The organism is Sphingomonas sp., assembly GCF_017304635.1.
Lineage (GTDB): Bacteria > Pseudomonadota > Alphaproteobacteria > Sphingomonadales > Sphingomonadaceae > Sphingomonas.
This window is the reverse complement of record NZ_JAFKMA010000002.1, coordinates 24431-36207: the sequence shown is the minus strand read 5'-3', so window position 1 is coordinate 36207 and position 11777 is coordinate 24431. Positions and strand designations below refer to the sequence as shown.

General features: G+C 68.1%; 16 protein-coding genes. 10 read left to right on the top strand and 6 right to left on the bottom strand.

Features of this window, described 5'->3' with window-relative positions:
* Position 1 precedes the first annotated feature (1 nt).
* From J0I47_RS07210 to J0I47_RS07185, 6 genes are all read right to left on the bottom strand, one after another.
* Positions 2–937, bottom strand: coding sequence for a lytic transglycosylase domain-containing protein (locus tag J0I47_RS07210; protein ID WP_294045978.1), 936 nt, complete (start codon positions 935–937; stop codon positions 2–4).
* Between the two features lie 181 nt (positions 938–1118).
* On the bottom strand, positions 1119–1433 hold the full coding sequence (locus tag J0I47_RS07205; RefSeq protein WP_294045976.1) for a flagellar protein FlgN: 315 nt from the start codon (positions 1431–1433) through the stop codon (positions 1119–1121).
* Positions 1420–1719, bottom strand: a complete 300-nt coding sequence (gene flgM, locus J0I47_RS07200; RefSeq protein WP_294045975.1) for a flagellar biosynthesis anti-sigma factor FlgM — start codon at positions 1717–1719, stop codon at positions 1420–1422. Before flgM ends, J0I47_RS07205 begins: the two co-directional genes overlap by 14 nt.
* A 65-nt stretch (positions 1720–1784) precedes the next feature.
* The gene (locus tag J0I47_RS07195) at positions 1785–2324 is read right to left on the bottom strand and encodes a flagella basal body P-ring formation protein FlgA (protein WP_294045973.1); all 540 of its coding nucleotides are present in this window, start codon (positions 2322–2324) and stop codon (positions 1785–1787) included.
* A complete protein-coding gene (locus J0I47_RS07190; protein WP_294045971.1) occupies positions 2321–2824 on the bottom strand; it encodes an OmpA family protein in 504 nt (167 codons plus the stop codon). The genes J0I47_RS07195 and J0I47_RS07190 overlap by 4 nt, the downstream gene beginning before the upstream one ends.
* A complete protein-coding gene (locus tag J0I47_RS07185) occupies positions 2821–3480 on the bottom strand; it encodes a MotA/TolQ/ExbB proton channel family protein (protein WP_294045969.1) in 660 nt (219 codons plus the stop codon). The genes J0I47_RS07190 and J0I47_RS07185 overlap by 4 nt, the downstream gene beginning before the upstream one ends.
* Before the next feature lie 271 nt (positions 3481–3751).
* Between J0I47_RS07185 and flgB the strand changes: the two genes are divergently transcribed.
* The 10 genes from flgB to flgK all read left to right on the top strand — a co-directional run bounded on the left by flgB (position 3752) and on the right by flgK (position 11777).
* Complete coding sequence (gene flgB / locus J0I47_RS07180; protein ID WP_294045967.1) at positions 3752–4102, top strand: flagellar basal body rod protein FlgB; 351 nt, start codon at positions 3752–3754, stop codon at positions 4100–4102.
* Positions 4103–4105: 3 nt separating this feature from the next.
* Positions 4106–4516 (top strand): flagellar basal body rod protein FlgC, encoded by a 411-nt coding sequence (gene flgC / locus J0I47_RS07175; protein WP_294045966.1) that lies wholly within the window; start codon positions 4106–4108, stop codon positions 4514–4516.
* A gap of 3 nt (positions 4517–4519) precedes the next feature.
* Complete coding sequence (locus tag J0I47_RS07170) at positions 4520–5212, top strand: flagellar hook capping FlgD N-terminal domain-containing protein (RefSeq protein ID WP_294045964.1); 693 nt, start codon at positions 4520–4522, stop codon at positions 5210–5212.
* Positions 5213–5239: 27 nt separating this feature from the next.
* Positions 5240–6508, top strand: coding sequence for a flagellar hook protein FlgE (locus J0I47_RS07165; protein WP_294045963.1), 1269 nt, complete (start codon positions 5240–5242; stop codon positions 6506–6508).
* 26 nt (positions 6509–6534) lie between these two features.
* Positions 6535–7281, top strand: a complete 747-nt coding sequence (gene flgF / locus J0I47_RS07160; RefSeq protein WP_294045962.1) for a flagellar basal-body rod protein FlgF — start codon at positions 6535–6537, stop codon at positions 7279–7281.
* An 11-nt stretch (positions 7282–7292) separates the two neighbouring features.
* Positions 7293–8081, top strand: a complete 789-nt coding sequence (gene flgG / locus J0I47_RS07155) for a flagellar basal-body rod protein FlgG (RefSeq protein WP_294045961.1) — start codon at positions 7293–7295, stop codon at positions 8079–8081.
* On the top strand, positions 8081–8761 hold the full coding sequence (locus tag J0I47_RS07150) for a flagellar basal body L-ring protein FlgH (protein WP_294045959.1): 681 nt from the start codon (positions 8081–8083) through the stop codon (positions 8759–8761). The genes flgG and J0I47_RS07150 overlap by 1 nt, the downstream gene beginning before the upstream one ends.
* 201 nt (positions 8762–8962) lie before the next feature.
* A complete protein-coding gene (locus J0I47_RS07145; protein ID WP_294045957.1) occupies positions 8963–10057 on the top strand; it encodes a flagellar basal body P-ring protein FlgI in 1095 nt (364 codons plus the stop codon).
* The gene (locus J0I47_RS07140) at positions 10054–10431 is read left to right on the top strand and encodes a rod-binding protein (protein ID WP_294045956.1); all 378 of its coding nucleotides are present in this window, start codon (positions 10054–10056) and stop codon (positions 10429–10431) included. The genes J0I47_RS07145 and J0I47_RS07140 overlap by 4 nt, the downstream gene beginning before the upstream one ends.
* Positions 10428–11777: a flagellar hook-associated protein FlgK gene (flgK, locus tag J0I47_RS07135; protein ID WP_294045954.1), complete on the top strand. Its 1350-nt coding sequence runs from the start codon at positions 10428–10430 to the stop codon at positions 11775–11777. Before J0I47_RS07140 ends, flgK begins: the two co-directional genes overlap by 4 nt.

Here is an 11777-nt window from a genome sequence, read left to right as displayed (position 1 = left end):
CTCAGGCCCCCATCGTCGCGAGCATCATGTACGCCAGCCGCGCCGTGTCAGGCGTCGGGCGCAGCAGATTGACCGAATTGACATTGTCCGGCGTCGCCGCCGTGCCGGTGTTGACGCCGGCCCGCGCAAGCGCGGCGCGCGCCCAGCTTTGCGCGCTCGACGCATTGTCGCCGCTGCCGGTGATGACGGTCGCGCCGTCGACCGTGCCGAGCGACGCGAGCTGCGCGAAGTTCGCGCGCGCGGTCTCGAAATCGCCGCCGCGACCGGGCATCGCGCCCGCGCCGCTGAGCGTATCCGACGCAAGGCCGGTCGCGCCGACGCTCGCCGCGCCCTTGTCGAGCTTGGCGGCGAAGCGCTGGTAGATGTCGCCGAGGCTGCGGGCATTCCCGCCGGCGTCGTAGAAGATCGAGCGGTTGGCGCGCGCCGCCGCCGGGAACATCGCCGCCCCGCTGACTCCCGGGTTCGACTGCATCGTGCGCAGGAACGAGCGTGCTCCGCCCAGCCCCAGGAAATGCGCCATGTAGAGATCGGTACCGGTCGCGCTGCGGCCCAGCGCATTCTCCAGCGCGCCCTTGTTGTCGGACGCATATTGCGCGGCCATCGTCGCCGACACGTCGGGATTGCTGCGCAGGTTGAGGATCGCGCTCTTCATCGCCGGATCGTTCACGACCCAGCGATTGCCCGACCGCGTGATCGCGTCCGACGCCCAGCCGAGCCCGTACTGGCTGCCATGCTGCTTGATGATGCCCAGCCACGACTGGTCGATGAACTGGTAGAGCCCGGCGGCCGACGAGGTGCCGGCGCGTGCGGTCGGGTTCAGCCCGCTTTCCAACTGCGCCTGGCCGAGCAGATAGTCGAAGTCGATGCCCGTCGCCCGGCTCGCGCTCGCGATCGCCGTACGGACACCACCAGACCCTGAAATCGCCTCGACGCCCATCGGCCCCTTGCTGAATTGCCCCTTCTTCGAGGCTCACTCAGCAAAAGGCGTGCCAGTTTCCCATCTCGTCATTCCCGCGAAAGCGGGAACCCATCTCCCATGACCGGAAACGATTGCTACCGGCCCGACTGAAGAGAGGATACGAGATGGGTCCCCGCTTTCGCGGGGATGACGTCGATGGTCAGGCGTAAGCCGCGACGCGGCCGTTCGAGCGGTAGCCGCCGGCATCACCGGCAAGCATTTGCAGGCGGCGGCGGACGTTTGCCGCCAGCAGGTTCACGTAGATGCGCGCGGTGTCGTTCAGCCGCTGCGCTTCCTCGGCGAGTTCGCGGACGTCGGGCTCGAGCGCGCCGCCCTCGATCGTCGCCAGCGCGTCGATCGCGATCAGCTTGGCCTGCGTCGCACGGTCGAGCGCGGCAACGTCGTTCGCTTTCATCGCCGCGATCTCGACATGCAGCGCGTCGATCACGCGGATCAGCCCTTCACGCCTTGTCACGCGACAACCAATCGTACTTGAGGGCGAGCATGCTGTCGGCGATGGTCGCCGGCAGGATCGGGAACGTGCCGTCCTCGATCGCTCGCTTGATGCGTTCGATCCGATCCGTATCGACCGGCGGGCGTGCCGACAGATCGGCGGCCAACTGGCCGGCCGCGGTCGCCTGGGCCTGTTGCGGCTGCGGTTCGGCGGCGACGGACGCGACGTTCGATGCGACCGGCGCGGCTGCGACCGGAGCGACCTGGCGCGGGGGCGTCGAGCCCTTGAATGCGATCGGATCGACCATTTGCCACCTTGTGGAACTGTCCTCGCATCATCGAACGACCGCCTGCCGGATATGTTTAGAAGAAATTATTCGCCGCCCGGAATCACGGCCTTGCCGGGCTCGACCGCGATCGCCTGGACCGGCGGCTTGTTGTCCTCGACCTTGACCAGCACGCGCGCGCCGGCCGCCGCGTCGCTGGCGGCGATGCCGTCGCGCGTGACCGAGAAGCCGGCGGTGCCGGCGGTCAGGCTGACCGGGTCGCCGCGCTTGATGACCGGTGGTCCCTTGGGCGGAGCGGCGACGGCGGTGGGAGAAGCGGGCAGCGGGCCCGCCGGGGTCGGCACCGGCGCGGTGATGCGCACGGGCACGAAGATCCGCCAGCTCGGGTCTGGGCAATTGACCACCACGGCATCGTGCGCCGGGGTGCGCCAGTTCAGCGCGACCATCGGGCAGGCGGCGAGCTTCAGCCGCGTATCGACCGCAGTGCGCGCGCCGCCGTCGCTGCCGATCGGCTGGCCGGTGAAGCCGGCGACGGCCTTGTCGAGCAACGCCGTGCTCTGGAAACTCTGTGCGAGCGCAGGGCCGGCCAGCAGCAACGCGGGCACGACGGCAAGAGCGCGGATCATTTCTGTTTCTCCTGGGCGGGATCGCCGGTGAAGCTGAGGGTGACGAGCACGCCGCTGCGCCCGGTGCCGGGTGCGGCGATGGCGATGCGACCGGCGGGCGTGCCGTGCGCGATGAGGTAGGCGGCGGCGGCGCGCGCACGGTCGCTCGCGAGCAAGGCCGCGCTGCCGGTGGCAGGATCGACGTCGCCCGCCGCCGCCGCGCTGCCGACGATGCGCAGCGACACGCGCGGATCGCGCAGGGCGCTCGCGGCGAAGCTCGTCAATTGTGCCGGATCGTTCAGCGTCGCGGATCCGGGGGGACTGGCGACGACGACGGACGCGACCGGGATCGGCGCCGGCGTCTCGACCACGCCGCCGAACCCCTCACGCAAGCCCTTTGCCAATGCACGGCGATCGGTCGCCTGGATCAGGACGAAGAACCCGACCAGCAGCAGCGCCAGATCGGCGAGCGTCCATAGCCAGAGCGGCCTGGCCGGCGGCGGATCGAGCGGATCGGTCATGCCGCCACCGCGACCGGATTGCGCGGCCGGCCCTGTTCGGCGAGCGCGGCGAGCGGCGCGACCAGGCGCGCGCGCTCCTCCGCCTCAATGCGCGCGCGACGGCGCAGGCGGACCGCGATCGGCATCGCGATCAGGTTCGCGATCAGCGCGCCATAGAGCGTCGCCAGCAACGCGACCGCCATGCCGCCGCCGATCGCGGCGGGGTCCGTCATCGCGGTGAACATCTTGACCAGCCCGATCAGCGTCCCGACCATGCCCATCGCCGGCGCGACCTCGGCCATGCCCGCCCACATGTCGGCAGCGGCGGCGTGGCGCAGGATGCGGGCGCGGCGGCGCTCGTCGAGCAGGCAGGTGACCTCAGCGGGGCTGGCGCCGTCGACGGCGGCGGCGATGGCGGCGGCGACGTCGGGATCGGCGATCACCGACCGGTCGAGCGTATGGACGCCGTGCCGCCGGGCGATCCGGTTGAGCGCCGCCGCCTGATCGACCAGCGGCGTCGCCTCGAACCCGCGACGCGGCAGCGTGGCGAGCGCGGCGATGGCGCGACCGAAATCCCTGAGCGGCGTGCGCAGCAGCGCGGCGAGCACGGTGCCGCCGGCGACGATGGCGATCGCGGCAGGATCGACGAACGGGGTAAGCGCGTCAGGCGTCATCATGCGCGAGGGTTCTGCAAGGGGCGGGCCAATTGCTTCCCCCGTCGCCCCCGGTGGAGGCCGGGGCCGCTGAGTAACGACGGAAATGCTTTCCAACCTGGCGGCCCCAGCCTCCGCCGGGGGCGACGGACGTGGCGGAAACCGGCAAACCGATTGCCGCCGACCGGCAAGCCTTTGCCGCTTTGCCCTGCCGGACCCGGCAAAATCGCCTCCGAACGGCACTTGGCACGACCTTTGCTGATCTCTCGCGCAGGATTTAACGCGAGGACGGCACATGGCCGACGACAGTCTGTTCGGGATACACGGCGCGGCGCTGGAAGTGCGCGGGCAGCGCATGGGTATCCTGGCGTCCAACATCGCCAATTCCTCGACCCCGGGGTTCAAGGCGCGCGACATCGATTTCCACCAGGCGCTGGCATCGATCGACGGCGGCATGGGTGCCGACGGCGCGACCAGCGCCGCGACGCTCTATCGCGTACCGCTGCAGCCGAGCCTCGACGGCAACACCGTCGACCTGTCGACCGAACAGACCGCGTTCGCGGAGAATGCGGTCCAGTACCAGACGACGCTCGCGTTCCTGAACGGGCGCATCAACCAAGTCACGCGCGCATTGCGGGGGGAATAAGCCATGCCCAACGGACCGCTCAGCATCTTCCAAGTATCGGGTCGCGCGATGTCCGCGCAGCTCGTGCGGATGAACACGACCGCCTCCAACCTCGCCAATGCGGGGTCGGTCTCCAACTCCGTCGCCACCGCCTATCGCACGATCAAGCCGGTGTTCCGCACCAGCTACGACCAGGCGTCCGGCATGGCGACGGTCGACGTCGAGAACGTCGTCACCGCCGGCAACGACCCGACCAAGCGCTACGACCCGACCAATCCGATGGCCGACAAGGACGGCAACGTCTGGGAATCGAACGTCGATGAAACGCGAGAACTGGTCGACATGATGGAGACCGCGCGCGGGTACCAGAACAACGTCGAGGTCATGCAGACCGCGAAATCCCTCATCTCCGACACGCTCAAGCTCGGGAAGTAAGCCATGACCTCTGCCTTCGACACCACGCTCGCCAACCTCGGCATCGGCCGCACCGGCAGCACGACGCCGACCGTCGCGCCGGCATCCTCGTCCAACCAGACGCTGGGCCAGGCCGACTTCCTGAAGCTGATGACGGCGCAGTTGCAGAACCAGGATCCGTTCAACCCGGTCGATAACACGCAGATGGTCGCCCAGATGGCCCAATTCTCGTCGTTGCAGGGCATCACCGACATGTCGACGACGCTGAAGTCGATCGCCGCGAAGCTGACCGGCACCTCGACCACCGATGCGATGTCCTATGTCGGCAAGAACGTGCTGACCGAGGGGAACACCGCCTATGGCCGCACCACCGGCGGGATCGCCGGCGCGGTCGAGCTCGACAGCGACGCCAGCAACGTCACCGTGACCATCTCGGACGGCAACGGCCAGACGCTGAAGACGCTCAACCTCGGCAAGCAGGCCAAGGGCACTGCGACCTACGACTGGGACGGCACCACCGACGCCGGCACCGCCGCCGGATCCGGCCCGTTCAAGGTGTCGGTCACCGCCGCCGACGCGAGCGGCAAGGCCGTCTCCAACCGCAGCCTGGTCTGGGCACCGGTCACGGCCGTTTCCAATCCCTCGTCCGGCTCGCCGACACTCAGCGTCGCCGGACTCGGCACCATCGACGTTTCCGCCGTTCGCCAGATCGGCTGACCCTCTCTCACCCCGGAGTAAACGACCATGTCCTTCTACACCTCGCTTTCCGGCCTCCAGGCCTCGCAGACCGAGATGAACACGATCTCGCACAACCTCGCCAACGTCGGCACCAACGGCTTCAAGAAGAGCCGCACCGACTTCGCCGACGTGATCGCGTCGAGCGTCAGCGTGTCGCCGACGCAGATGGTCGGGTCGGGCACGGTTGTGAAGGCCAACCGCCAGCAGTTCAGCCAGGGCAACCTGATCCAGTCGTCGTCGAGCCTCGACCTCGCGATCTCGGGCGACGGTTTCTTCGCGATCAAACCGTCGGTCGACGGCGCGAAGGTCAACTTCACGCGTAACGGCGGCTTCTCGGTCAATCAGGACCGCTACGTCACCGACGCCGACGGCAACTTCCTCCAGGTCTATCCGGTCGACGGGTCGGGCGCCGTCGTCGCGACCGGCATCGACCAGACCAAGAGCCTGCAACTGCCGGCGACCAGCGGCGTCGCCAAGCCGACCGGCGCGGTCGCGATGACCGCCAACTTGGCCTCGACCGCGACGGTTCCGACCACCGCGACGTTCGATCGCTTCGACCCGACGAGCTACAACAACTCGACCTCGACGACGATCTACGACGCCAGCGGCAACCCGCAGACGCTGACGACCTATTTCAAGCGCACCGCGGCGTCGTCGGGGCCGGGCGTGAACAGCACCTGGCAAGTCTACAACTATGTCGGTGACACCAAGCTGACCTCGGGCGGCAGCGACAATATCTCGCTGACGTTCAACTCGGACGGCCAGATGACCGCGCCGACCACGGCGACGACGTTCGACCCGTTCACCCCGGCGGGCGCCAGCGCCGCGCAGTCGGCCACCTTCACCTTCGGCACGACCACCACGCAGCTTGCCCAGCCGTTCAACATCTCGTCGCGTACGCAGGACGGCGCGGCGATCGGCCAGCTCGAGGGCGTGACGGTCGGCGACGACGGCATGGTCAAGGCGAGCTTCTCGAACGGCGACATCCAGACGCTGGGCAAGGTGGTGCTGGCCAAGTTCACCGACCCGGCCGGCCTGCGCCAGCTCGGCGATTCGACCTGGGCGGCGACCGGCCTGTCGGGCGCGCCGCAGCTCGGTTCGGCCGGCGCGGACGGGTTCGGCAACCTGATGTCCTCGACGATCGAGCGTTCGAACGTCGACATCACCGAGGAGCTGGTCAACCTGATCGCGGCACAGCGCAACTTCCAGGCGAATGCCAAGGCGCTCGATACCGCCAGCCAGATCTCCGAGACGATCTTCAACCTGCGCACCTGATGACGGCCGAAGGGGGGACCGCCTGAATGGACAAGCTGATCTACACCGCCGCGTCGGGCCTGAAGGCCCGGATGGGCGCGCAGGCCGCGATCGCCAACAACATGGCGAACGCGTCGACCATCGGCTTTCGCGCCGAGAAGGTCGATTTCGACGCGCTGATGCTGAAGGGCGACGGCTTCGACAGCCGCCAGCCGACGTCGGAGCAGGTCAAGGATTTCGACCGCTCCGCCGGCACGATCATCTCGACCGGGCGCAACCTCGACATCGCCATTCCCGGCGACCAATGGATGGCGGTCCAGGCCGCGGACGGCAGCGAAGCCTATACCCGCCGCGGCGATCTCAACGTCTCGGCGAGCGGCGTACTGGAAACCGGCGACGGTTTCCCGGTGATGGGGTCCGGGGGGGCACCCATCACCGTGCCGCCCGCCGCGTCGATCTCAATCGCCTCCGACGGCACGCTGTCGATCATCCCGGCCGGCGGCGACGCCAAGAACCCGCAGGTGATCGACCGCATCAAGTTCGCCAGCCCCAAGGGGTCGCAGACGGTCAAGGGCCTCGACAACCTGGTCCGCGTCAAGGGCGGCGGCGCCCTGCCGACCGACGAGGATGCGACGTGCGAGAGCGGGATGCTCGAACAATCGAACGTCAACATGACGCAGGCGCTGGTCGACATGATGGAAAACCAGCGCGCCTACGAAGTGCAGGCCAATCTGATGAAGTCCACCAAGGACATGGACGAAAGCGGCGCATCCGTCATGCGCATGCCGAGCTGAGGAGCTAGACTATGAGCAGCGCCGCGATGCACATCGCCCGCACCGGGCTCGACGCCCAGGACATGCGGATGCGGGTGATCTCGAACAACCTGGCGAACGTCAACACGACCGCGTTCAAGAAGGACCGGGCGTCGTTCGCGACCCTGTCGTACCAGACGGTCACCGCCGCCGGCGCGCAGTCGTCGAGCGAGAGCAAATATGCGACCGGCCTGAACCTGGGCACCGGCGTCCGTATCCAGGGCACCGCGCGGATGGATACGCAGGGATCGATGCAGACCACCGGCAACAGTCTCGACCTCGCGATCGACGGCGACGGCTATTTCCAGGTGCAGATGCCCGGCGGCCAGACCGGCTATACCCGCGCCGGCAATTTCTCGCGCTCGCCCGAGGGGCAGCTCATCACCAGCGAAGGCTATCAGGTGATGCCGGGCATCACCGTGCCCGAAGGTGCGACGCAGATCACGATCGGCACCGACGGCACCGTCTCGGCGACGGTCGCCGGCCAGACCGAGCCGAGCGTGCTCGGCCAGTTGCAGGTCGCGACCTTCCCCAACCCCGGCGGGCTGCAGTCGAAGGGCGACAACTACCTGCTCGAAACCGCCGCCAGCGGCGCGGCGAGCGTCGGAACGCCGGGCGAAGCCGGACACGGCCAGATCCGCCAAGGCATGCTGGAGGCGTCGAACGTCAACGTCGTCGAGGAACTGGTCGACATGATCGAATGCCAGCGCGCGTACGAGGTCAATTCGAAGATGATCTCGTCGACCGACGACATGCTCAAATATGTGAACCAGAACCTGTGATGCGCAAGATCGTCCTCACCGCGACCGCCGCGGCCGTCATCGTCGCCAGCGCCGCGCCCGCCGGCGCCGGCATCTTCGGCAAGAAGAAGCCGCCCGAGGATTATTCGGCCGCGCCGCCCCCGCCCGCGCCCCCGCCGCCACCGGCGAACGGCAGCATCTTCCAGCCGCAGGACGGCTATGCCGCGCTGTACGAGGGCACGCGCGCGCATCGGATCGGCGATCCGCTGACGATCGTGCTGGTCGAGAATACCAGCGCGTCGAAGTCGGCGTCGTCCAAGCTCGATTCGGGGGGCGCGTTCGGCCTCACCCCGCCCTCGACCGGTCTCCTCTCGGCGATCAAGCCGACCGACCTCGGCATGAGCGGGAACCGCAACTTCAACGGCAAGGGCACCGCCGACCAGTCCAACTCGCTGACCGGCGAAGTCTCGGTCACGGTGGTCGCGGTCTATCCCAACGGCACGATGCTGGTGCAGGGGCAGAAGCGCGTCACGCTCAATCGCGGCGACGAGTTCGTCCAGATCAAGGGCATCGTCCGCACCGCCGACATCACCGCCGACAATCGCGTGCCGTCGACCCGCGTCGCCGACGCCAAGATTTCCTACACCGGCAAGGGCGACGTCGCCCGCGCCAGCCGCCAGGGCTGGCTCAGCCGGTTCTTCTCCGTGATCTCGCCGTTCTGATGGTTGGTTTCAGCATAGCTGAAACGGGCGGCACCGGCCCGCTCCCCCACCCGACCGCCCAGACATCGTATTCTATGGGCGGTCGGGTGGGGGAGCGGGCCGGTGCCGCCATCGCGAAGCGAACATAGAGTCCATGGTTAGCACGGTCTTAACTTCCTTTGGGGCAAAGCAACGGCGCTAACGGCCGTTGAAAGGCATGTCATGGTGTTGCGCTCGTTCCTTGTCCTCCTCGCCTGCCTGATCGCGGTCCCGGCGCAAGCCGACCGGATCAAGGACCTGGGCGCGTTCCAGGGCATCCGCACCAACCAGCTGACCGGCTACGGCATCGTCGTCGGGCTGGCGGGCACGGGCGACGACAACCTCGAATATACCATGCAGTCGGTGAAGGCGGTCGCCAGCCGCTTCGGATTGCAGCTGCCGGCCGGGGTCAATCCAGGCCTGAAGAACGCCGCGGTGGTGATGATTACCGCCGAACTGCCGCCGTTCGCCAAGCCGGGCCAGCGGATCGACATCACCGTCGCCTCGATGGGCAAGGCCAAGTCCTTGCGCGGCGGTGCGCTGATCCTGACTCCGCTGATGGGTGCCGACGGCCAGATCTACGCGATGGCGCAGGGCAACCTGGCGGTCGGCGGCCTCGGCATCGAGGGCAAGGACGGCAGCCAGGTGGTGGTCAACGTCCCCTCGACCGGGCGCATCCCCGAAGGGGCGACCGTCGAGCGGACCGTCGCGACCGGCTTCGAAAGCTCGCCCGCCCTCACCTTCAACCTCGCGCGGTCGGACTTCACCACGGCGCAGAACGTGGCGAGCGCGGTCAATCGCCGGTTCGGCTCGGGCGTCGCCGAAGCGGTCGACGGCGTGTCGATCCGCATCAACGCACCCGCCGGTGCCGATGCGCGCGCGACGATCATGAGCCAGGTCGAAAATCTCGACGTCGTGTCGGCCGAGCCGCCGGCGCGCGTCATTGTCAACGCCCGCACCGGCACCGTCGTCATCAACTCGACCGTCCGCGTCGGTCCCGCCGCGATCACCCACGGCAAGCTGACCGTCCGGATCGACGAGAAGCAGACCGTCGTCCAGCCCGGCCCGTTCTCCAACGGCACCACCGCCACCGAGCAGAAATCGGGCGTCGCAGTCGACGAGGAGAAGCGGCCGATGTTCGTGTTCGCGCCCGGCCCGAAGCTCGCCGACATCGTCAAGGCGGTGAACGCGATCGGCGCCAGCCCCAGCGACCTGGTCGCAATCCTGGAAGCGCTGAAGGAAGCCGGCGCGCTGAAGGCGGAGCTCATCATCCTATGACGGACATTCCCGCCACCCCATCGCCAGCCGCGTCGCCGACCGCCGGCATCGCGCGCGACACCAGCCGCCTCGGCTCCTCCACCAACCTCAAGAAGGCGGGGGAGAAGTTCGAGGCGGTGTTCATCGGCATGATGATGAAGTCGATGCGGCAGGCCAAGCTGACCACCGACGAGGACAGCCTGTTCGACCAGAAGAATTCGAACACGTTCCGCGACATGCAGGACCAGCGCGTCGCGCAGAGCATGGCGGAGCACCAGCCGATCGGAATCGGCAAGGCGATGACCGATTTCCTGGCGAAGTCGCAAAAGGGCCTGCAGACGTCAGGCAACCCGACCGCCGCGACCCCGGCCGCTAGCGGGAGCGCCACATCATGAGCGACATGCTGGCGATCGGCGCGAGCGGCCTCAGGGCGTACCAGCTCGCGCTCAACACCGTGTCGGAGAACATCGCGAACGCGGGCAGCGCGGGCTATTCGCGCCGCACGACCAACATCAAGGAAGTCGCGTCGATCGGCGCGGTCAGTTCGCAATCGACCGGCAGCGGCGAAGGCGCCGCGGTCATCGGCGTCAGCCGTGCGGGCGACATGTTCAAGCAGGCCGCGGTGCTGTCGTCGGGCTCCGACCTCGCCAAGACGTCGGCGAGCGTGACGTGGCTCGACCGGATCAACAGCTCGCTCGGCGGATCGGCGCTGGGCACGCGGCTGTCGAGCTTCTTCACCGCGTCGACCACGCTGGCGGGCGATCCGACCTCGACCGCGGCGCGCGCGACGATGCTCGAGGCAGCCGGCGGCGTCGCCGATGCGTTTACGCAGACCGGCACGTCGCTCGACCAGGTTTCGGCCGACGTCGATTCGATGACCAGGGATACGGTTACCAGCCTCAATTCGCTGACCGACACGCTGGCGAAGATCAACCAGGGCATCGGCCGCACGCCCGACGGCAGCGCCGGCAAGGCGGCGTTGCTCGATCAGCGCGATCAGGTGCTCGAACAGATCAGCGCGGTGACCGATATCTCGGTCACCTACGACCAGGCCGGGCGCGCCAGCGTCCAGGCCGGGGGCAGCGGTGGACCCAAGCTGGTCGACGGCAATTTCGCCGCGACGGTCGGCTATGCGCGCAACAGTTCCGGCACGATCGCCTTCAACGTCCTGAGCGGTGCGGACCAGCATGCGATGACGCCGGTCGGCGGCGCGCTCGCCGGGATCGCCGACGGGGCGCAACGCATCGCCGACGCGCGCAACCAGTTGCAGGGCATCGCCCAGCAGTTCGTCAGCGACATGAACGGCGCGCAGGCGCAGGGCCGCGACCTCGACAACAACAGCGGTTCGGCGATCTTCGCGATCGACACCAGCGCGGGTACCGCCCAGGTCTCGACCGTGATGACCGACCCGCGCGGGATTGCCGCGGCGGCGGTCGGCGGCGGCCAGCGCGACAACAGCAACCTCGCCAGTTTCGCGGCGCTGCGCACCAGCGGCAATTACGAGAATGCGGTGGTCGACATGACCACGGTCAATGCCTCCGCGCTTGCCCAGCGCAAGTCGGTGGCGGATGCGCAGACCACGATCCACAGCAACGCCGTCACCGCACGCGATTCGCTGTCCGGCGTCGATCTCGACACCGAAGCGGTCGACCTGATGCGCTTCCAGCAAGCCTATGCCGCGACCAGCCACGTGATCCAGGTCGCGCGCGACACGATCCAGACGATCCTCGATATCCGGTGA

What these genes read in the sequence shown, in the direction of transcription:
- J0I47_RS07210 (WP_294045978.1), bottom strand. Translation starts at nt 937, where the DNA reads ATGGGCGTCGAGGCGATTTCAGGGTCTGGTGGTGTCCGTACGGCGATC.
- flgM (WP_294045975.1), bottom strand. Translation starts at nt 1,719, where the DNA reads ATGGTCGATCCGATCGCATTCAAGGGCTCGACGCCCCCGCGCCAGGTC.
- J0I47_RS07195 (WP_294045973.1), bottom strand. Translation starts at nt 2,324, where the DNA reads ATGATCCGCGCTCTTGCCGTCGTGCCCGCGTTGCTGCTGGCCGGCCCT.
- J0I47_RS07190 (WP_294045971.1), bottom strand. Translation starts at nt 2,824, where the DNA reads ATGACCGATCCGCTCGATCCGCCGCCGGCCAGGCCGCTCTGGCTATGG.
- J0I47_RS07185 (WP_294045969.1), bottom strand. Translation starts at nt 3,480, where the DNA reads ATGATGACGCCTGACGCGCTTACCCCGTTCGTCGATCCTGCCGCGATC.
- flgB (WP_294045967.1), top strand. Translation starts at nt 3,752, where the DNA reads ATGGCCGACGACAGTCTGTTCGGGATACACGGCGCGGCGCTGGAAGTG.
- flgC (WP_294045966.1), top strand. Translation starts at nt 4,106, where the DNA reads ATGCCCAACGGACCGCTCAGCATCTTCCAAGTATCGGGTCGCGCGATG.
- J0I47_RS07170 (WP_294045964.1), top strand. Translation starts at nt 4,520, where the DNA reads ATGACCTCTGCCTTCGACACCACGCTCGCCAACCTCGGCATCGGCCGC.
- J0I47_RS07165 (WP_294045963.1), top strand. Translation starts at nt 5,240, where the DNA reads ATGTCCTTCTACACCTCGCTTTCCGGCCTCCAGGCCTCGCAGACCGAG.
- flgF (WP_294045962.1), top strand. Translation starts at nt 6,535, where the DNA reads ATGGACAAGCTGATCTACACCGCCGCGTCGGGCCTGAAGGCCCGGATG.
- flgG (WP_294045961.1), top strand. Translation starts at nt 7,293, where the DNA reads ATGAGCAGCGCCGCGATGCACATCGCCCGCACCGGGCTCGACGCCCAG.
- J0I47_RS07150 (WP_294045959.1), top strand. Translation starts at nt 8,081, where the DNA reads ATGCGCAAGATCGTCCTCACCGCGACCGCCGCGGCCGTCATCGTCGCC.
- J0I47_RS07145 (WP_294045957.1), top strand. Translation starts at nt 8,963, where the DNA reads ATGGTGTTGCGCTCGTTCCTTGTCCTCCTCGCCTGCCTGATCGCGGTC.
- J0I47_RS07140 (WP_294045956.1), top strand. Translation starts at nt 10,054, where the DNA reads ATGACGGACATTCCCGCCACCCCATCGCCAGCCGCGTCGCCGACCGCC.
- flgK (WP_294045954.1), top strand. Translation starts at nt 10,428, where the DNA reads ATGAGCGACATGCTGGCGATCGGCGCGAGCGGCCTCAGGGCGTACCAG.